Source organism: Nocardia mikamii NBRC 108933 (assembly GCF_001613505.1).
Taxonomy (GTDB): domain Bacteria; phylum Actinomycetota; class Actinomycetes; order Mycobacteriales; family Mycobacteriaceae; genus Nocardia; species Nocardia mikamii.
This window is the reverse complement of record NZ_BDCM01000003.1, coordinates 522,608-540,942: the sequence shown is the minus strand read 5'-3', so window position 1 is coordinate 540,942 and position 18,335 is coordinate 522,608. Positions and strand designations below refer to the sequence as shown.

19 protein-coding genes and 1 tRNA gene are annotated in these 18,335 nt (G+C 67.7%); 11 read left to right on the top strand and 9 right to left on the bottom strand.

Features of this window, described 5'->3' with window-relative positions; genetic code table 11:
• The first annotated feature begins 163 nt into the window (after window positions 1-163).
• Together NMI01S_RS04055 and NMI01S_RS04050 are read left to right on the top strand one after the other, a co-directional pair.
• Window positions 164-1,207 carry an ABC transporter substrate-binding protein gene (locus NMI01S_RS04055; protein ID WP_062994586.1) on the top strand — a complete coding sequence of 348 codons (1,044 nt, stop codon included), beginning with the start codon at window positions 164-166 and terminating at the stop codon, window positions 1,205-1,207.
• A gap of 73 nt (window positions 1,208-1,280) precedes the next feature.
• A complete protein-coding gene (locus NMI01S_RS04050) occupies window positions 1,281-2,549 on the top strand; it encodes a low temperature requirement protein A (protein ID WP_062994585.1) in 1,269 nt (422 codons plus the stop codon).
• 42 nt (window positions 2,550-2,591) lie between these two features.
• On the opposite strand, the gene NMI01S_RS04045 is transcribed toward NMI01S_RS04050, so the two are convergent.
• The 4 genes from NMI01S_RS04045 to NMI01S_RS04030 all read right to left on the bottom strand — a co-directional run bounded on the left by NMI01S_RS04045 (window position 2,592) and on the right by NMI01S_RS04030 (window position 5,888).
• Complete coding sequence (locus NMI01S_RS04045; protein ID WP_157126023.1) at window positions 2,592-2,924, bottom strand: hypothetical protein; 333 nt, start codon at window positions 2,922-2,924, stop codon at window positions 2,592-2,594.
• A 179-nt stretch (window positions 2,925-3,103) separates the two neighbouring features.
• Window positions 3,104-3,177, bottom strand: a tRNA-Pro gene (locus NMI01S_RS04040).
• 56 nt (window positions 3,178-3,233) lie between these two features.
• Complete coding sequence (locus tag NMI01S_RS04035) at window positions 3,234-4,649, bottom strand: DUF8017 domain-containing protein (protein WP_062994583.1); 1,416 nt, start codon at window positions 4,647-4,649, stop codon at window positions 3,234-3,236.
• Between the two features lie 252 nt (window positions 4,650-4,901).
• Window positions 4,902-5,888 carry a metallophosphoesterase gene (locus NMI01S_RS04030; RefSeq protein ID WP_062994582.1) on the bottom strand — a complete coding sequence of 329 codons (987 nt, stop codon included), beginning with the start codon at window positions 5,886-5,888 and terminating at the stop codon, window positions 4,902-4,904.
• Window positions 5,889-6,036: 148 nt separating this feature from the next.
• Here NMI01S_RS04030 and NMI01S_RS04025 point away from each other — a divergent pair, with 148 nt between their 5' ends.
• Window positions 6,037-6,501 (top strand): GatB/YqeY domain-containing protein, encoded by a 465-nt coding sequence (locus NMI01S_RS04025; protein WP_062994581.1) that lies wholly within the window; start codon window positions 6,037-6,039, stop codon window positions 6,499-6,501.
• Between the two features lie 69 nt (window positions 6,502-6,570).
• On the opposite strand, the gene NMI01S_RS04020 is transcribed toward NMI01S_RS04025, so the two are convergent.
• A complete protein-coding gene (locus tag NMI01S_RS04020) occupies window positions 6,571-8,934 on the bottom strand; it encodes a penicillin-binding protein (protein ID WP_062994580.1) in 2,364 nt (787 codons plus the stop codon).
• Between the two features lie 280 nt (window positions 8,935-9,214).
• Here NMI01S_RS04020 and NMI01S_RS04015 point away from each other — a divergent pair, with 280 nt between their 5' ends.
• On the top strand, window positions 9,215-9,538 hold the full coding sequence (locus tag NMI01S_RS04015) for a WhiB family transcriptional regulator (RefSeq protein ID WP_030516437.1): 324 nt from the start codon (window positions 9,215-9,217) through the stop codon (window positions 9,536-9,538).
• 101 nt (window positions 9,539-9,639) lie between these two features.
• On the opposite strand, the gene bagB is transcribed toward NMI01S_RS04015, so the two are convergent.
• Both bagB and bagA read right to left on the bottom strand, forming a co-directional pair.
• Complete coding sequence (gene bagB / locus NMI01S_RS04010; RefSeq protein WP_062994579.1) at window positions 9,640-10,848, bottom strand: ATPase BagB; 1,209 nt, start codon at window positions 10,846-10,848, stop codon at window positions 9,640-9,642.
• Complete coding sequence (gene bagA / locus NMI01S_RS04005) at window positions 10,848-11,885, bottom strand: ATPase BagA (RefSeq protein WP_051024132.1); 1,038 nt, start codon at window positions 11,883-11,885, stop codon at window positions 10,848-10,850. The genes bagB and bagA overlap by 1 nt, the downstream gene beginning before the upstream one ends.
• A 164-nt stretch (window positions 11,886-12,049) precedes the next feature.
• Between bagA and sp36 the strand changes: the two genes are divergently transcribed.
• The 3 genes from sp36 to NMI01S_RS03995 are packed head-to-tail and all read left to right on the top strand — an operon-like array spanning window position 12,050 to window position 13,479.
• The gene (gene sp36 / locus NMI01S_RS34690; RefSeq protein WP_085997207.1) at window positions 12,050-12,214 is read left to right on the top strand and encodes a Sp36 family protein; all 165 of its coding nucleotides are present in this window, start codon (window positions 12,050-12,052) and stop codon (window positions 12,212-12,214) included.
• The gene (locus NMI01S_RS04000; RefSeq protein ID WP_036497372.1) at window positions 12,211-12,678 is read left to right on the top strand and encodes a RidA family protein; all 468 of its coding nucleotides are present in this window, start codon (window positions 12,211-12,213) and stop codon (window positions 12,676-12,678) included. Before sp36 ends, NMI01S_RS04000 begins: the two co-directional genes overlap by 4 nt.
• Window positions 12,679-12,687: 9 nt before the next feature.
• Complete coding sequence (locus NMI01S_RS03995; protein ID WP_062994578.1) at window positions 12,688-13,479, top strand: MBL fold metallo-hydrolase; 792 nt, start codon at window positions 12,688-12,690, stop codon at window positions 13,477-13,479.
• 30 nt (window positions 13,480-13,509) lie between these two features.
• On the opposite strand, the gene NMI01S_RS03990 is transcribed toward NMI01S_RS03995, so the two are convergent.
• Together NMI01S_RS03990 and NMI01S_RS03985 are read right to left on the bottom strand one after the other, a co-directional pair.
• A complete protein-coding gene (locus tag NMI01S_RS03990) occupies window positions 13,510-14,184 on the bottom strand; it encodes a Crp/Fnr family transcriptional regulator (RefSeq protein WP_019044571.1) in 675 nt (224 codons plus the stop codon).
• 268 nt (window positions 14,185-14,452) lie between these two features.
• Window positions 14,453-14,692 (bottom strand): hypothetical protein, encoded by a 240-nt coding sequence (locus tag NMI01S_RS03985; RefSeq protein ID WP_063920640.1) that lies wholly within the window; start codon window positions 14,690-14,692, stop codon window positions 14,453-14,455.
• Between the two features lie 214 nt (window positions 14,693-14,906).
• Between NMI01S_RS03985 and nth the strand changes: the two genes are divergently transcribed.
• From nth to NMI01S_RS03965, 4 genes are all read left to right on the top strand, one after another.
• Window positions 14,907-15,662, top strand: coding sequence for an endonuclease III (gene nth, locus NMI01S_RS03980; protein ID WP_062994796.1), 756 nt, complete (start codon window positions 14,907-14,909; stop codon window positions 15,660-15,662).
• Window positions 15,659-16,312: a TlpA family protein disulfide reductase gene (locus tag NMI01S_RS03975; protein WP_062994576.1), complete on the top strand. Its 654-nt coding sequence runs from the start codon at window positions 15,659-15,661 to the stop codon at window positions 16,310-16,312. Before nth ends, NMI01S_RS03975 begins: the two co-directional genes overlap by 4 nt.
• Window positions 16,313-16,382: 70 nt before the next feature.
• Window positions 16,383-17,132, top strand: coding sequence for an NUDIX hydrolase (locus NMI01S_RS03970; protein ID WP_062994575.1), 750 nt, complete (start codon window positions 16,383-16,385; stop codon window positions 17,130-17,132).
• The gene (locus tag NMI01S_RS03965; protein WP_062994574.1) at window positions 17,129-18,322 is read left to right on the top strand and encodes a MarP family serine protease; all 1,194 of its coding nucleotides are present in this window, start codon (window positions 17,129-17,131) and stop codon (window positions 18,320-18,322) included. Before NMI01S_RS03970 ends, NMI01S_RS03965 begins: the two co-directional genes overlap by 4 nt.
• Window positions 18,323-18,335 lie beyond the last annotated feature (13 nt).

The following is an 18,335-nucleotide window of genomic DNA, read 5'->3' as shown; positions in this document are numbered from 1 at the left end:
TTCGCGCAGGTGTCGAAAGGGTTCGACTCGGCCGGAATGCAAATCGCTCCAAACCGAATCGTCGTGATTCAAAGGGGCGGCTTCGCAATTCACACCACCTAGGCTCGGCCGGGCCGACGCGCACCACCGTGCCGTCGTGCGCAGTGTCGAGAGGAATTACCTGATGTCCGGACGTATCCGCACCGCATTATCCGTATTCGCAGCCGGTACGGCTGCCGCTGTGCTGCTCACCGCCTGCGGCAGCGGAGGATCCGCCCACACCGAGAACGGGGTGACCTCGCTGCGGTATCTGGGCTGGACCGATCAGGTCACGCTTCCGGAGCTCGCGGAGAACCTCGGATTCTTCGACGGCAAGATCAAACTCGACTACGTCGGCAACACCATCAGCGGACCGCAGGAAATCCAGACCGCCGCGACCGGGCAGGTCGACTTCGGCGGGGCCTTCGCCGGTGCGGTCGCCAAACTGGCCGGCGCCGGGGCGCCCATCACCGCGGTGGTCAACTACTACGGGTCGGACGAAAAGTCCTTCCAGGGCTATTACACGCTCGACAACAGCCCGATTCGTTCGGCCGCAGATCTGGTCGGCAAGAAGGTCGGCGTGAATACGCTCGGTGGCCAGAACGAGGCCGATATCCACGATGCGTTGAAGAAGGCCGGACTGAGCGTCGAGCAGATCAAATCGGTGCAATTGGTGGCGCTGCCGCCGCCGAATATCGAACAGGCGCTGCGGCAAGGACAGATCGACGCCGCGGCATTGAACGGCCAGTTCCAGCAGCGTGCGGTGGCCAACGGCGGGGTGCGTCCGATCTTCACCGAACTCGACGAATATGGCGGTCCGATCAACGGCGGACCCTACGTCTTCCGCAACGACTTCATCGCGAAGAACCCCGACGTGGTCCGCGCCTTCACCACCGGCGTCGCGAAGGCGATCGAGTGGGAGCGCAGCACGCCGCGCGAGCAGGTGATCGCGAAATTCACCGAGATCATCAACGCCCGCCACCGCGCCGGTGAGGACACTTCGACGCTGAAATACTGGCTGTCCGTGGGCGTTCCGGCCCGCTACGGCAAGGTGTCGGACGAGGACTTCACCCGTTGGCAGAGCTGGCTCGAGGACACCGGGGCCATCGATCACAAGCTGGATCCGAGCAAGTTCTACACGAACAAGTTCAACTCGCTGCTGCAGTCCTCGGACGCGTCCGGAAAGTAGCGCGCACGCACGTCGTGCCCCGGCGGGTCGGTAAGAGGCGAGCCGACCCGCCGGTACGGCATCATCGGTGCCCATGAGCGACTCCGTGACCACCGGCGGCGCCCGCGGGCCGGCGCACCGCCGCATCCCGATGACCGGCCGCGATCCCGACGAACCCGGACGGGTGTCCTCACCGCTGGAGCTGCTGTTCGATCTGACCTTCGTGGTCGCGGTCGGCACCTCGGCGTCGTATTTCGCCGAGATGGTGGCCGACGGGCATGCGGGCAAGGCGGTGGTCGCCTTCGTGCTGGCGATGTTCGCCATCGTCAACGCCTGGATCAATTTCAGCTGGTTCGCCTCCGCGTTCGACACCGACGACTGGCTGTACCGCGTGCTCACCATGGTGGTGATGATCGGCGTCGTGGTCTTCGCCCTCGGCCTGCCCGCGATGTTCCATTCGGTCGACGTGGGCGATCACCTCGACGTGCGGGTGATGGTCGTCGGCTACATCGTGATGCGGATCGCGATGGTGCTGCAGTGGTGGCGCGCCGGACGGGAGTCGCCCCCCTTCCGGCACGTCGGCTACGGGAGTATCCGCTGGACGATCATCGCCCAAATCGGTTGGGTGATCATCGGATTCGTCCACATGCCGCTGCTCGTGGCCGGTGTGGGATGCGTGCTGCTCGGCGTGCTGGAACTGCTCGTACCGGTGCTGACCCAGGGCCGCGCGAGCGGCACCCCGTGGCATCCGCACCACGTCGCCGAACGCTACAGCCTGTTCGCCATCATCGCGCTCGGTGAGGGCGTGGTCGGCACGGTCGCCTCCTCGGGTGGGCTGCTCGGCGGCAGCGACGGTGCGAACTGGAGCGCCGACGCGATCGCGATCGTGATCGCCGGCGTGGGCCTGACCTTCGGCATGTGGTGGGTGTACTTCACCACCCCGTTCGGCGAGATCCTCGTGCACCGCCGCAACCGCGGCTACCTGTTCGGATACGGCCACATCCCGCTCTACATGGGTATCGCCGGCGCCGGCGCGGGCCTGCACGTCGCGGGCCTGTCACTCGAGCACCACTCCCGTATCGGCCCGGTCGCGGTGGTCCTGGCCCTGGCGCTGCCGGTCGGCGTCTACCTGCTGATGGTCTACCTGCTGCACACGCTGCTGCTGTCGGCGCCCGACCCGTTCCACATCCTGCTGCTGACCCTCACGGCCGTGGTTCTGGCCGTCGCGGTCGTCCTGGCCGCGCTCGGCGTCTCGATCTCCGTCTGCCTGCTGGTCGTGATGATCTCCCCGTTCATCACCGTGGTCGGCTACGAAACCATCGGCTACCGGCACCAGCGCGAGATGCTGGCGAATCTGGAGTGAGGACGGTACGGCCCGCGCTGCTGCCTCGGGCCCGTCGCCGGTCTACCGCGGTCCGGACGACCAATACGGCGTCTGCGGCTGCTGGGCCGAATTCTGCTGGGCCGAATTCTGCTGCGGCGGGCTCCACAGCGGGACGTCCTGCTTCTGCGGAGGCGACCACAGCGGCACATCCTGGTTCTGCGGCGGGGTCCACATCGGCAGATTCTGATTCTGCGGCGGCGTCCACATCGGCAGATCCTGGTTCTGCGGTGCCACCGGCACAGCACCACCCTGCCTCCGCCCGGACGCCTTGACCAGACTGACGACCAACAGAACCGCTCCCGCGATGAGGATGATGATCCCCAAGATCGCCATCAAGCCGATGAGTGCCACCACGAACAAAGTTGTAGCACAAGGAGTTCCGGTGGTCCCGGAAATGGGAAGCGAGCGCGCCCAGAGGATCGGGCCGTGGATGGTGAAGTCTCCCGAACCCGACACCGCGAAACGCATCCGGCAAAGCAAGAGGCCCCGACCAGTGGATTGGTCAGGGCCTCTGCCGTGTCTCCACACACGAGTCGGGGTGACAGGATTTGAACCTGCGACCTCTTCGTCCCGAACGAAGCGCGCTACCAAGCTGCGCCACACCCCGTGAGTTGAGCCTGTCGTAGCTTACAGCAGGGGGGAGCGGATCATTAAATCCGCTGGTCAGCGGGCAGGCAGGGGGCGGATGGTGGAGAGGATGCGCTTGGCGGTTTCCCTGTCCACGGACTTGTCGACGCCGGTGTCGGCGGCGACGGTCATGACGAAGTTCCCGTTCTCGCTGGGGAAGGCGAAGGTGTAGACCGCGAAGGTCGTGGCGCAGCCGGGAGCCGGTGGCGGCGCGCTGCCGGTGGTCTCGACGAAGGAGCCGTGCAGCTGCCCGTCCAGCGAAACCATCGGCTGGGCCGGGGCCGGGGCGGCGACGGTGGCGTTCGACCAGCCGAACTTGGCCATCCGGGCCCCGATATCGGCGGCGGCCGCGGCCGGGTCCGCCTGAGGAGACATGGTGAGGAAGGCGTTGGTCCGGGTGTAGTTCGGGCAGTAGTTCTTGCCGTCCTGTGCCAAGCCGGCGATTTCCAGCGGATTCGATCCCGAACCCCAGGCGGCGGTACCGACCGGATCGACCTTCCACTCCGCGGGGGCGTCGTAGGCCGCACCGCGATCGAGGATCTGAACGACCTGGTAGCCCGGAACCATCGGCGGAGGCGCGGCGCCGGGCTGCGGCTTCGGCGCAGACTGCTGCGGCGCGGTCTGTTGCGGCCGCGACGGCGGTGGGGGAGGCTGGTTTTCGCTACTGAGCGCGCTGACCATGGACGGCTTGCCGGACCCCGCGGCGGCCGGCGAGTCGGAATGCCGGCTCGCGACCACCGCCACGGTCGCGCCGATCGCCGCGACGACAAGCACTCCTATTACGCTGAGCAGCAGAGCCTTTCGCCGCCGGGGCGGCTGCTCGGCCGGTACCTGCAGCAGTGCGGTGTGCGGATGCTGGGCTGTCGGTGGCCCCCAGGACGCCTGCTGCGGTGCGGGGTGTGATCCGACCCCCAATTGCCAATCCGGCTCGGGGCGACCGCTACCCGGCGGCGCCGAGAACTGTTGCTGGGAGGGAGTATTCGCGCCCGGCATCGCGCTGCCCGGCCACGGCGGCATCCCGGTTTGGGCTCCGAAGGCGGTGGTGGGCGCATCGGATCCGCCCGGCCCCGACGGTGCGCCCGGCGCACCGGAATTCCACTGCCCGCCGAAGGGATTCGGGTTGTGCGGCCCGCCGGGCCCACCCGGGGTGCCGAAACCGTGCGGCGACGGAGCGAAGCCCGGCGGCGTGCCCGGCGAGGTCGGAGGAACGTCGGGATGATGGGGCGCCGACCCCTCAGGCCCGATACGAGGCGCCTGGAAAGCGGTAGGGGCACCGGAATTCGGCTGACCGTTGCCGGAACCCGGGTCGGCATTCGGGCCGCGAGAGGCGTCTCCGCTCGCGCCGCCCTGCGGCGACCACGGATGGAGCGGCGCGGATTGCCCTCCGGCAGCGTTGTTCCCGTCGAACAGCGACCCGGACGACCGGCCCGCGTCCGGCGCCGCGGGCTTCATAGGTTCGGCCGGAGAGCCGGATCGCGCGGGTTCGGCCGGGCCGCCGGGAGCCGTAGGCACCGACCCGGGCCGGGCCCACGGAGACCCTTGTGACACAGGGAAATTCGCGCCCGGCACCCGTCGGATCGCCAGTGTCGGCGGGGTCTCGTTCGAGTCCGGAGTGGGTTCTCGTCGCGCGGTCGGGTCGTCGTTCCGCTCGAACCCACTGTTCACCGTGTACCCCTGCCTGATGTCGTGCCTCGGCACGCCACCCTAGCGCGCCACGGCCTCCGATTCCGAGACGCCATGGCCACTGTCGGCGACGGGGCCTTTCGGCGGGGCGGCGACCAGCGTCAGCAAGGTCGCCTCGGGGCGGCAGCAGAAGCGGTACGGCGCCCACGGCGAGGTGCCCAGACCCGCGGACACGTGCAGCCGCGTGTGCGCACCCCAGCGCGACGGCCCCTTCACCCGGGACCGATCGATACCGCAGTTGGTGACCAGCGCGCCGAATCCCGGCAGGCACAGCTGCCCGCCGTGGGTGTGGCCGGCCAGCACGAGGTCGTACCCGTCACCGGCGAACCGATCGAGCACCCGCGGTTCGGGCGAATGGGTGAGTCCGATGCTCAGATCGGCCAGGGGATTCGGCGAGCCGGCGACCGTGTCGTAGCGATCGCGAGCCAGGTGCGGGTCGTCGACGCCGGCCGTGGAGATCTTGATTCCGGCGACCTCGAGATCGCGCCGCACATGCGTCAGATCCAGCCAGCCGCGTTCGGTGAACGCCGCGCGCAGATCCTGCCAGGGCAGCGGATCGCCGTGCACGCGCTTGTGGTTCTTGTCGAAGTACTTGAGCGGATTCTTCGGGACGGGCGCGAAGTAGTCGTTACTGCCGAACACGAAGATGCCCGGACGGGAGAGCAACGCCGTCAGCGACTGCACCACCGCGGGCACCGCCTTCGGATGCGCGAGATTGTCGCCGGTGTTGACGATCAGGTCCGGTTCCAGGGCGGCGAGTTCGCGAACCCAGGCTTGTTTGAGTTTCTGGCCGGGCGTCATGTGCAGGTCGCTGATGTGCAGCACACGCAGGCTCGACGAGCCCGGCTGCAGCACCGGCATCGTGGCCTCGCGCAGGACGAAGGCATTGCGTTCGATCAGCGAGGCATAGCCGATTCCGGCCACTGCGGTACCGGCGGCCGCGGCGGCGACCTTAGCTCCGGAGCCCAGCGCTGCTCGTCGAAGTGCGGGGGACGAGAATACGGGCATCAGCCCAGAATAGGCGACCACTGTGACGAATACCGAGTGTGATTCCGCACAGGCATCCGGTTTGCCGGGGGTTGTCGTGCCCGTCCACCCGGCTCGACACGCGGAAATGCGGTGGGAGGGTCCGCGCGCAACGGCTAGCGTGTGGCGCATGTCGGAACTCAAATCGAAGTTGCGCGCCGATCTGACCGCGGCGATGAAGGCCAAGGACACGTTGCGCCTCAGCACGCTGCGCATGCTGCTGGCAGCCGTGCAGAACGCCGAGGTCGCCGGTACCGAGGCGAAGGAGCTCTCCGATGCCGAGGTGATCGCGGTCCTCGGCAAGGAGGCCAAGAAGCGCAATGAGGCGGCCGTCGTCTACGAACAGAACGGTCGCGGCGAGCTGGCCGCCAACGAGCGCGCCGAGCAGGAGATCATCGACGAATATCTGCCGACCCCGCTCACCGAAGCCGAGGTCGCCGACATCGCCGATACCGCCATCGCCGATGTGGCCGAGCAGCTGGGCGAGCGGCCGGGCATGAAGCAGATGGGCCAGGTCATGAAGGTCGCGACGGCGCTGGCCGCGGGCCGGGCCGACGGTTCGCGGATCTCGGCCGCGGTCAAAGCCCGGTTGTAGGGCCCGGCTACCCGGACAAAGCAGGAGGCCGGCGAATGTGTCGCACATTCGCCGGCCTCTCGCGTATCGCTACCGGGGGATCGGAATCGGAATCGGTGGCAGCCTGGGTATCTGCGGAAGACCCGGGAGCACCGGCGGCGCGGGCGCCGGTCCGGGGCGCGGGATCTCCCGCTGTGTGCCGTCGCTGACGAGCACCGTGATCACCGATCCGGGGATGGCCGAGCCGTTCGGCGTCGTAGCGGTGACCGTGCCCTTCGCCGCCGACCCGGGCGAGGTGACCGTCGACACCTGGAACCCCGCGCCGATGAGCACCGAGCGGGCCTCGGACTCCGACATGCCGTTCACATCCGGAATCTGAGCGTTGTTCGAGCCGCGCACGTACTTGTCGTCCAGCGGCGGCAGCGCCGGCGGCGGGAATTTGTCGAGTACCGGCTTGATACCGCCGAACCAGCTGCGAGCCGGTTCGTTACCGCCGTAGAGGTTGCCGTCACCGCAGGTACGCAGCGGGAACGAGCAGATCTCGCCGGGCGTCGGGGAGTCGCCGTAGATGTAGGCGGCGCCGGCCATCGAATTGGTGAACCCGAGGAATGCCGAGGACCGGTGGGTTTCGGTGGTTCCCGTCTTGGCCGACACCGGGGCGTTCCAGCCCACCACATGCGCGGAACCGGCCGCGGTACCGCCCACGGCGTCCTGGCTCAGCGCGTTGGCCAGCGTATTCGCCAAGCCCGGCTCGACGACCTGTTCACAGGCCTGCTGGGTGAGCGGCACCTGCTTGCCGTCGCGGTCGAGAACCTCGGCGATCGGCGACGGCGGGCACCACTTTCCGCCGGAGGCCAGCGTCGCGGCGACATTGGACAGTTCCAGCGGATTGATCGCGACCGGGCCCAGGGTGAACGAGCCGAGATTCTGCTGTTTGATCATGTCCGCCAGGCTCTGATTACCGTGGCCGGAGGTGCCCGCTTCGGTGTAGGAACGCATCCCGAGCCGTACCGCCATATCGACCGTCGGTGTCACGCCGACGTCCTGAATGAGCTTGACGAACGCGGTATTCGGTGACTGCGCCAACGCTTCGGTCACCGATTCCGGTGATTTGTAATTACCGGCGTTCTTCACGCAGTAGGTGGCGGGTGGGCAGCCCACGGCGCCACCGTTACCCATACCCTTCGCGGCGAAGAACGAGGGCACGTCCAGCTGAGCGCTGGTGCCCAGGCCCTTCTCCATGGCGGCGGCCGTGGTGAAGATCTTGAAAATGGATCCGGCGCCGTCACCGACCATCGAATACGGCTGCGGTTGGACGGTTTGATGCGCGCCCTGATCCAGGCCGTAGGTGCGGCTCGAGGTCATCGCCAGGATGTGGTGGGAGTCCTGGCCGGGAGCGATGATGCTCATGACCTCGGCGATATTCTCCAGATTCGGATCGGTGTTCGCCGTGACGGCGGCCTTGACCGAATTCTGCACCGCCGGATCCAAGGTGGTGCGGATCAGATATCCGCCCTTGTCCATCTGATCCTTGCTGATACCGGAATTGGCCAGATATTGCAGTGCGTAATCACAGAAATAACCGCGGTCACCTGCGGCGATGCATCCGCGCGGCAGGCCCTTGGGCTCCGGCAGCACACCCAGCGGCTGCTCCTTGGCGGCCCGGAATTCGTCGGCCCGGCTCGGAATGTTCTGGATCAGGGTGTCCAGCACGGTATTACGCCGCTCCAGCACGCCCTTGGGATTGGTGTACGGGTTGAGTTTGGAGCTGGACTGGACCATACCGGCGAGCATGGCGGCCTGCGCGACCTTCAAATCCTTGGCGTCGACGCCGAAATAGGTCTGCGCCGCGTCCTGAATGCCGTAGGAGCCGTTGCCGAACGGGACCAGGTTCAGATAGCGGGTGAGAATCTCGTCCTTGGTGAGTTCTTTCTCCAAGGTCAGCGCCATTCGGATTTCGCGCAGTTTACGCGCCGGCGTGGTCTCGATGGCGGCACGGCGTTCGGCGTCGGTTTTCGCGACCACCAGCAGTTGGAAGTTCTTCACGTACTGCTGGTCGATGGTCGAGGCGCCCTGCTGGACTTCACCGCTCGAGGTGTTGGTCAGGAATGCGCGCAGCGTGCCCTGCCAGTCGACGCCGCCGTGTTCGGCGAAGCGTTTGTCCTCGATGGAGACGATCGCCAACTTCATATCGTTGGAGATCTTGTCGCTGGGGACCTCGAAACGTCTCTGCTCGTACAGCCACGCGATGGGGGCTCCGGTCGCATCGACCATCGTCGACACCGCCGGTGCGGTGCCCTCCACCAATTCCGCGGAAACGTTGTCCACGGCATCGGCTGCGCGGTTCGACAGGTACCCGAAGCCGCCTGCGAGCGGGAACAGCAATCCGGCGACGAGTACGGCCGCTAGGACGCAGGCGCCGGCGAGCCTCGCGAGCGTTTGTGAGATCGGCACGCGCCCCAGCCTAATTGCCCGCCGTCACACGCGCGGTGCGCGGTCGGCGGCGCGCCATGACACCTGGTCGCGCGGCCTCCGCAGGGACGGGCGTACCAGAAATTACGGGCACGGTCTTGCGCTGGGCCCATACCTTTACCTAGATTGAGAACCCAGTGTGATAGAGCTAACACTCAAAGTGGAATGTGGTGCGGAGCGCAGCGGGGTTGGGTTGCTGTGGGCTGCACGCGATTCCGGAGCGCCGTTGACCCGGTGTTCGGACTGCAAAGGGGCACACCAAATGCACATGACTACCCCCATCGCTCGATTGGACGTGGAGCAGGCCGAAGCGAGAATCGCCTGGGTGTCCCAGGCCCGATGCAAGGAAGTGGATCCCGACCAGTTGTTCGTGCGTGGTGCCGCCCAGCGCAAGGCGGCCACCATCTGTCGGCACTGCCCGGTGCTCATGGAGTGCGGTGCCGACGCCCTGGACAATCGAGTGGAATTCGGTGTGTGGGGTGGGATGACCGAGCGGCAGCGGCGTGCGCTGCTCAAGCAGCATCCCGAGGTGACCTCCTGGGCGGACTTCTTCCGCGCCCAGCGTCAGCAGAAGGTCGCGATGTAGTCGATCAGCTCTACGGTCCGAGCCCGCGGGGTGCGGGCTCGGATCGCTTTCAGCCCGGTGACGTGCGGAATCGGGGCCGCGCGTCATCACCATTGGAGAATTCAGGCGGCGTCGGATCCGGCGAGCTGTTCGCCGACCGCGCGCAACGCGTCCAGATCGGACACTTCGAACGGCAGCGCGGTCACCGTCACGATCGGCACCCGCGGATGGGCGCTGGTGAAGCGGTGCAGCAGATGCTGTTCGCGTTTGGCGGTGACCGCGCGATGGGCGTGGATGCGCAGGATGTCGGCGGTCAGCGTCGCGGGATCGGTGGCGGCGTCCGTGGCGGCCACGGCCTCCTTCGTGGTGCCGTCGGAGGCGCTGCCCGGGCCGGGGCTCAGCCGGTCCGCGGCGGCGGTCGCCTGAGCCGACGAGAGGGTGCACAGCACCGGATGGGTGCGATTGAGAACCAGCCCGGCCAGCGGCATTCCGTCGGTGGAGAGCCGATCCACGAAGAACGACGCCTCGCGCAGCGCGTCCGGCTCGGCCGCGGCGACCACCACGAAATGGGTTCCGGGCCGCGAGAGCATGGCGTAGGTGCGTTCGGCGCGGTCCTGGAAGCCGCCGAACATCGATTCCAGCGACTGCAGGAACAGCGAAGCGTCCTTGAGCATCTGCCCGCCCACGACCGTGGACACCCCGCGCACGGCGAGGCTCATCGCACCGGTGACGAAGCGGCCCACGCCGCGCCCGGGCGCCATGATGACCCGGATCATCCGGCCGTTGAGGAAATTGCCGAGCCGCTTGGGCGCGTCGAGGAAGTCCAGAGCGTTGCGGGAGGGCGGGGTGTCGACGACGACCAGATCCCACTCGCGCTTGGCGACCAGCTGGCCCAGCTTCTCCATCGCCATGTACTCCTGCGTTCCGCCGAAGGAGGACGCGACGGTCTGATAGAAGGGGTTGGCGAAGATCTGCTCGGCCTTGTCCGGGCTGGTGTGCTCGAGCACCATGTCGTCGAAGGTGCGGCGCATGTTGAGCATCATCGCGTACAGCTCACCCTTGGCCGTCTCGGGCAGTTGGACGCGCTGGGGAGCGTTGCCGAGGTCGCTGACGCCCAGGGACTGGGCCAGCCGCCGCGCCGGGTCGATGGTCAGCACCACGACCTTGCGGCCCTGTTCGGCCGCGCGCAGGGCGATCGCCGCGGCGGTGGTGGTCTTGCCGACTCCGCCGGAGCCGCAGCACACCACCACCCGGGCGGTCGGGTCGGCGATGACGGCCTCGACATCCAGCAGCGGAGTCGCCGGCGGGATCAGCGGGCTCGGATGGCTCATCAGCGGACTCCCTGCGCGCTCAGGTGTTCGGCCAGTTCGTACAGTCCGCCCAGGTCCATACCGTCGGGCAACGCCGGCAGATACAAGCGGCTGATATCCACCTTCGCCAGTTCGGCGGAGCTGTCGTCCTGGGCCTGCAGGGTGGCCGAATGTTCCACGGCTTCCTGGATCAGGCCCTGGAAGTCGTTGTCGTCCACCGTGATTCCGGCCTCGGCCAGCCCCGCGCGGACGGCGTCCAGATCGAGGTCACCGGTCGCGACGCGGGCGCGCACCGGGGCGGGGAGAAAGCCCTCGGTGGCGCGATTGACGATGACCGTGCCGATGCGGAAATCCGATTCGGTCAACTCGGCGATCGCATCCGCGGTCTCCTGCACCGGCAGCGCCTCGAGCAGGGTCACCAGGTGGACGACGGTCTGCTCGGAATGCAGCAGCGCCGCCACGCCCTCCGCCTGCCCGGCGATCGGCCCACCCTTGGCTACCTCGGCCATGGCCTTGGTGACGTCGAGGAATCCGGCGATGCGACCGGTCGGCGGGGCGTCGACCACGATCTCGTCGTAGACGCGCTTACCGGATTTGTCGGTGCGGACCGCGCATTCCTTGATCTTGCCGGTCAGTATCACGTCGCGCAGACCCGGAGCGATGGTCGTGACGAATTCGATGGCGCCCATCCGGCGCATCGCCCGGCCCGCGAAGCCGAGGTTGTAGAACATGTCGAGGTATTCGAGGAAGGCGTGTTCGATATCGAGGGCCAGCGCCATCACCTCGCCGCCACCGTCGGCGGTGGCGATCTTGGTTTCGGTGGGCGGCAGCGGCGGCAGATCGAACAATTGGGCAATCGACTGGCGGCCCTCCACCTCGACCAGCAGCACCCGCCGCCCGCCGGCGGCCAACGCGAGCGCCAAAGCGCCTGCGACCGTGGATTTTCCGGTCCCGCCCTTGCCGGACACGTAATGCAGCCGCGCTTTGTCGGCTCGGTCCGGCCACCCTAATTTCAGTCCCGGCTCTTGCGAAACGGGTACTGCTGTCGGTACTCCCACGCTCGCGAGCCTATAACCCGTTACGAAACAGCGACCAGAGGATCGCCCTACTGTCTGGTAGACCACAGCGCACTTCCGTGCGAGCCGCGAATGTGCTGATCGGTCCGCGACGAGTCGCTCGGCCGCACAATTCACCGTCGGTCCACCCAGTACGCTTCTGCGACATGAGCGATGTGACGGTCTGGGAATACGCGACGGTGCCGCTGTTGACGCATGCGACCAAACAGATTCTGGATCAGTGGGGCGCCGACGGCTGGGAGCTGGTCACGGTGCTGCCGGGGCCGACCGGTGAACAGCACGTGGCCTACCTGAAGCGGCCCAAGCAGTGACGGCCGGCACCGACTGGCGCGCCAACCTCGAACGACTGGGTCTCGCCCTGCCGCCGGTCGCGGCTCCGGCGGGCGCCTACATTCCGGCGGTGCGCAGCGGTTCGCTGGTCTACACCGCCGGCCAGCTGCCGTTCGTCGACGGCGCGCTGTCGGCGACCGGCAAAGTCGGCGCCGACGTGAGCGTCGAGGACGCCGCGCGTGCGGCCGGCCTGTGCGCGTTGAACGCGCTGGCCGCGGTCCACGATCTGGTCGGGCTGGACGCGGTCGTGCGGATCGTGAAGGTGGTGGGATTCGTCGCCTCGGCGCCGGGGTTCACCGACCAGCCGCTGGTGATCAACGGCGCGTCCGAGCTGTTGGGCGAGGTCTTCGGCGCGGCTGGAGTGCACGCCCGGTCCGCGGTCGGCGTTTTCGAGTTGCCCAAGAACACTCCGGTCGAGGTGGAGCTGATCGCCGAAGTGCGGTAGGCAAGGGAGATGACCCTCACTCATCCCGCGTACGGGCAACTGCGGCCGGTCACCGGGACCGCTTCGGTGCTGTTGGCCGACAATCCGAACCAGATGACCCTGGAGGGTACGAACACCTGGATTCTGCGGGCGCCGGATCGATCCGACTGTGTGGTGATCGATCCGGGGCCCAAGGACAAGGCGCACAGCGAGGCGATCGCCCGCGCCACCGACGGCAATATCGCGCTGACGCTGATCACCCATCACCATCACGACCACACCGGCGGCATCGATCGGCTGGTGAAGCTGACCGGAACGCCGGTACGGGCGATGGATCCGAAATATCTGTCCGGCTCCTCGGCGCCACTCACCGACGGCGAGGTCGTCGAGGCGGCCGGGCTGCGCCTGACGGTGCTGGGCACCCCGGGACACACCCAGGATTCGGTCAGCTTGCTGCTCGACGACGCGCTGATCACCGGCGATACCGTGCTCGGCAGTGGTACGACGGTGCTGGAATCGCGGGACGGCGCGCTCGGCGACTATCTCGACTCGCTCGCGCTGCTCGCCCGGCACGCCCCCGGCCGTGCGCTGCTCCCGGCGCACGGCCCCGACCACCCGCAGGCCGAGCCGGTGATCGGTTACTACATCGAGCATCGGCGTCAGCGCCTGGACCAGGTGCGGGCGGCCTTGCGCGAACTGGGTGAGAACGCGACGCCGCTGCAGATCGTGGCGAAGGTCTACGCCGATGTGGACAAACGGCTGTGGCCGGCCGCGCGCAGCTCGGTCAAGGCCCAGCTCGCTTACCTGCGCGGCCGGAACTGAGCCGGATGCGCCGGAGCGCGGTGGGAATCCCTACCGCGCCCGGCGAGCCAGCCGCTCCGAATCGGAGATCAGCACGCTCTTACCCTCGAGCCGCAGCCACCCGCGGTGGGCGAAATCGGCCAGGGCCTTGTTCACCGTCTCGCGCGAGGCGCCGACCAGCTGGGCGATCTCTTCCTGGGTGAGGTCGTGGGTGACCCGCAGGGCACCGGCCTCCTGAGTGCCGAACCGCTGCGCGAGCTGCAGCAGCGCCTTGGCGACTCGACCCGGGACATCGGTGAAGATCAGGTCGGCCAGGTTGTTGTTGGTACGCCGGAGGCGACGGGCGAGCACCCGCAGCAACTGTTCGGCGATCTCCGGCCGCTGGTCGATCCAGGCCTTGAGCGCATCGCGATCCATGGTCACCGCACGCACCTCGGTCACCGTGGTGGCCGTGGAGGTACGCGGGCCCGGATCGAAGATCGACAGCTCGCCGAACATGTCCGACGGGCCCATGATGGTCAGCAGGTTCTCGCGCCCGTCCGGGGAACGGCGGCCGATCTTCACCTTGCCCGACGTGATGATGTACAGCCGATCGCCGGGTTCGCCCTCATTGAAAATGACATGGCCGCGTGGAAAATCCACAGGCTGAAGCTGTTTGGCGAGAGCAGCCACCGCGGTGGGCTCGACGCCTTGGAAGATGCCTGCTCTGGCGAGGGCCTCGTCCACGAATGTGCTCCTTATGGGAATTGACGGTGCTTACTGCGGCGTCAGCGGGTCCCTACGTGTACGCAGGCTGCCGCCTGGCTCGGCGTCGCTCGCCACAGTGCTGGACCGAAGCGTTCGGCCGACAGTGCAGTCTACTTGCCATCCACGCAGCGTAGTGACAGACACCACGTAACGTGCGGTTTGTGAACGGGCGCGGCGTCGCGGAAAGTTCCCGGGCTCGGGTATTCGCGGGTCGGGGCGGCGGTATCGCCGGACGGGCGGAATCGGGTCAGCTGGCCTGGGCGACGTCCAATTCGTCGCGATTACGGCGGCGGCCGGCGGAGCCGGCGTGTGCGGGCACGCCCAACTTGGCCAGCTCGTTGACCTCGGCATTGCTGGCCCTGTCCAGATATTGCTGGACCTCTTCACCCGGTTCGAGCAGCTTGCGCAGCCGGTTTTCGACACGTTCCATGAACAGTGCGAAAAGCATCAACACCACCGGGAAGAGCACCACAGCGAGTCCTTGCATACGGGTGAGTAAACACGGAGAAGGTCTCAGATGGAACACGGGGATTGTTCGCGATCGCGCTCACGTCGGTGCGGTTCCGTATGGTGGACGAGTGCGTGAACCCAGATCCACCGCCGTGAACGGGCACGAGACGGCCGCGACGGCCACCGATGCGGCGTCGGTCACATCGACCGAATCGAGTTCTGCGGCTCGGAAAAAATCTCCGCAGAAATCTGTGGGTGCGAACTCGAAACCGGCCGCCCGATTCTCCGACGAAACCCGGCTGGGGCTGGTACGCCGCGCCCGGCGGATGAATCGCACGCTGGCGCTGGCATTTCCCGATGCGCACTGCGAACTGGATTTCACCACCCCGCTCGAATTGGCCGTTGCCACAATCCTTTCCGCGCAATGCACCGACGTCCGGGTGAACCAGACGACTCCGGCGTTGTTCGCCCGGTACCGCGACGCCGAGGCCTATGCCGCGGCCGACCGCACGGAACTCGAGGAATACATCCGGCCCACCGGCTTCTACCGCAACAAGACGAGTTCGCTGATCGGGCTGGGGCAGGCGCTGATGGAACAGCACGACGGCGTGCTGCCGCACACGATGTCCGAATTGGTGAAATTGCCGGGAATCGGGCGCAAGACCGCCAATGTCATCCTCGGCAATGCCTTCGATGTGCCGGGAATCACTGTCGATACCCATTTCTCGCGGCTGGTGCAGCGATGGAAATGGACCACCGAGGACGATCCGGTCAAGATCGAACACGCCGTCGGCGAACTGATCGAGCGCAAGGAATGGACGATGCTCTCGCATCGGGTGATCTTCCACGGCCGCCGCGTCTGCCATTCCCGTAAACCGGCGTGCGGCGCCTGCCTGCTGGCCAAGGATTGCCCCTCGTTCGGAATCGGCCCGACCGACCCCGTGACGGCCGCCGCACTGGTGAAGGGACCCGAGGCCGAGCATCTGCTCGAATTGGTGGGCCGGTGAAATCGGTTCCGACGGCGTGGCGATGGGCGTTCGTCATCCTCATAGCGGTGGTGGCGCTCGCGGTCGCGGTCTGGCCGCGCGGCGACGACCACACTCCGACCGTGACCACCACCGCGGTGCGCGGCGGTCCCGCCTCGCCCTCCGACGGTCAGCGTGCCGCGGCGGCGCTGGCCGACTGTCCGCGCCCGGGTGATCCGACGGGCCGGCCGCCGACGCCGGCCGCCGGTCCGCTGGCCGGAATCACGCTCGAATGTCTGGCCGACGGGCGACCGGTCGACCTCGGCGAGGCGCTGGCCGGACGTCCGGCCCTGGTGAATCTGTGGGCCTACTGGTGCGAGCCGTGCGCGCGGGAACTGCCCGCGCTGCAGCAATTCTCGGCCCGCGCCGGTAGCGCGCTCACGGTACTGACCGTGCACAGCGATCCCGACGAGGGCAAGGCGCTGGCCCGCCTGCGTGATCTCGATGTGCGTCTGCCGGGCGTCCAGGACGGCTCCGGCAAGGTGCGTACCGCGGTTCGGGCGCCGTCCGTACTGCCGGTCTCGGTCCTCGTGCGCGCCGACGGGTCGATCGCGAAAGTGGTGGTGCACCCGTTCGACACCGCCGACGAGGTCGCCGCCACGGTCGCGCAGGAACTGGGGGTCCGGCTGTGAGCGGACAGGTCGCCGCCCGCGTGGGCGGGGACGAGCACGGAAGGTTTCGGTTCAGCCCGATGGACCCAGCATGAGCGACGGCTCGACCGGTGAGAAGCGGCCGCAACCGGTAGCCATCGACATCCCGGAATGGTTGCGCGGCGTGGCCGAACACGAGCCGGCCGATCCCACGGGCGTGAATCAGGTGCTCAATCGCACCGCGGGCAAGCTGGTGTCGGCCGCGTTGCGACCGCGGGAGGCCGCGGTACTCGTGCTGTTCGGCGGTTCGCCGGACGTCGATCCGGGAGCTCGTGGCGGCCTGCCCGCCGACGCGGACGTATTGCTGACTCAGCGCGCCGCCACCCTGCGCCAGCATCGCGGGCAGGTCGCGTTCCCGGGCGGCGGCGTGGAGCCGGGTGACGACGGTCCGATCGGCACCGCGCTGCGCGAGGCGCGCGAGGAGACCGGCCTGGACCCCGTGGGCGTGCAACCGTTCGCCGTCCTGCCCAAGATCTTCGTCCCGCCTTCCCGGTTCGACGTCACACCCGTGGTCGCGTATTGGCGCACGCCCGGTGAGGTGGGGGTGGTCAGCGAAACCGAAGCCGCTCGCGTGGTGCGGGTGCCGCTGGCGGATCTGATCGACCCGGCGAACCGGTTCGTCGTTCGCCATCCTCTGGGGTACATGGGACCGGCCTTCGCCGTCGATGGCATGCTCGTCTGGGGTTTCACCGCCGGCGTGCTCGCCGGTCTGCTTGCGGTATCGGGATGGGAGCGGGACTGGGATCACCACGACGTGCGTGATCTGCAGGCTTCGCTCGCGGCAGTGGGGATGACGTTATGAGTAGTTCCGGGTGGCTCGACCTCGCGGTCGTCATCATCGCGCTGTTGGCCGCCACCTCGGGGTGGAGACAGGGTGCGGTGGCCTCGGCGCTCGGATTTCTCGGCGTGGTGCTCGGCGCTGTGGCCGGCATTCTGATCGCGCCGCACATCCTGCAGCACATCAGCGAGGGCCGTAAGCGCGTCCTCGTGGGCGTCGTGCTCATCGTCGCGCTGGTGATCGTGGGCGAGGTGGCGGGCATGGTCCTGGGCCGCGCGGCGCGCAGCGGGATGCGGCATCCGTTCACCCGCAGTATCGACAGCGTGGTGGGCGCGGCGCTGCAGTGTGTGGCCGTGATGGTCACCGCCTGGCTGCTGGCGTTGCCGCTGGCATCGTCGTCCCAGCCGGGTATCGCGGCCGCGGTCAACGGCTCCCGGGTGCTCGCCGACGTGAACCAGGTCGCACCGAACTGGCTGCGCCGGGTGCCGAACGAATTCTCCAACCTGCTCAACACCTCGGGCCTGCCGGAGGTGATCGGCCCGTTCGGCCGCGCGCCGATCGCCGCGGTCGAGCCGCCGGACCCGAGCGTTCTCGACACGCCCGTCGCGCTGAATCTTCAGCACAGCGTGTTGCGGGTGAACGGTGTCGCACCGAGTTGCCAGCGCGCGCTGGAGGGTTCCGGCTTCGTCGTGGCGCCCGAGCGCATCATGACCAACGCGCACGTGGTCGCGGGCACCTCCACCGTGCAGGTCGACACCGCGCGCGGTCGCCTGGACGCGACGGTCGTGCTGTTCGATCCGTCCAAGGACGTCGCCATTCTGGCCGTTCCCGGACTCAACGCGCCGGTGATCCCGCTCGCGCCCTCGCCCGGAAAATCCGGTCAGAGCTCGATCGTCCTCGGCTACCCCGGCGGTGGTCCCTACACCGCCAGCGCGGCCCGGGTCCGGGAGACGCTCGAACTGACCGGTCCCGATATCTACAAGAGCAACACCGTCGAACGCCAGGTGTACACCGTGCGCGGCCGGGTCCGCGCCGGCAATTCCGGTGGCCCGCTGGTCGACACCGACGGTGAGGTGCTGGGCGTGGTCTTCGGCGCGGCGGTCACCGACGACGACACCGGCTATGTGCTCACCTTGAAGGAGGTCGAGTCCGATCTGGAGGCCGCGTCCAATTCGACCGCGCCCGTCGGCACCGGTGACTGCGTGCTGAGCTGAGGGATCCGCTCGC

Coding starts and splice junctions, on each gene's coding strand:
- NMI01S_RS04055 (WP_062994586.1), top strand. CDS start 164: ATGTCCGGACGTATCCGCACCGCATTATCCGTATTCGCAGCCGGTACG.
- NMI01S_RS04050 (WP_062994585.1), top strand. CDS start 1,281: ATGAGCGACTCCGTGACCACCGGCGGCGCCCGCGGGCCGGCGCACCGC.
- NMI01S_RS04035 (WP_062994583.1), bottom strand. CDS start 4,649: ATGAAGCCCGCGGCGCCGGACGCGGGCCGGTCGTCCGGGTCGCTGTTC.
- NMI01S_RS04030 (WP_062994582.1), bottom strand. CDS start 5,888: ATGCCCGTATTCTCGTCCCCCGCACTTCGACGAGCAGCGCTGGGCTCC.
- NMI01S_RS04025 (WP_062994581.1), top strand. CDS start 6,037: ATGTCGGAACTCAAATCGAAGTTGCGCGCCGATCTGACCGCGGCGATG.
- NMI01S_RS04015 (WP_030516437.1), top strand. CDS start 9,215: ATGCACATGACTACCCCCATCGCTCGATTGGACGTGGAGCAGGCCGAA.
- bagB (WP_062994579.1), bottom strand. CDS start 10,848: ATGAGCCATCCGAGCCCGCTGATCCCGCCGGCGACTCCGCTGCTGGAT.
- sp36 (WP_085997207.1), top strand. CDS start 12,050: ATGAGCGATGTGACGGTCTGGGAATACGCGACGGTGCCGCTGTTGACG.
- NMI01S_RS03995 (WP_062994578.1), top strand. CDS start 12,688: ATGACCCTCACTCATCCCGCGTACGGGCAACTGCGGCCGGTCACCGGG.
- NMI01S_RS03985 (WP_063920640.1), bottom strand. CDS start 14,692: ATGCAAGGACTCGCTGTGGTGCTCTTCCCGGTGGTGTTGATGCTTTTC.
- NMI01S_RS03970 (WP_062994575.1), top strand. CDS start 16,383: ATGAGCGACGGCTCGACCGGTGAGAAGCGGCCGCAACCGGTAGCCATC.
- NMI01S_RS03965 (WP_062994574.1), top strand. CDS start 17,129: ATGAGTAGTTCCGGGTGGCTCGACCTCGCGGTCGTCATCATCGCGCTG.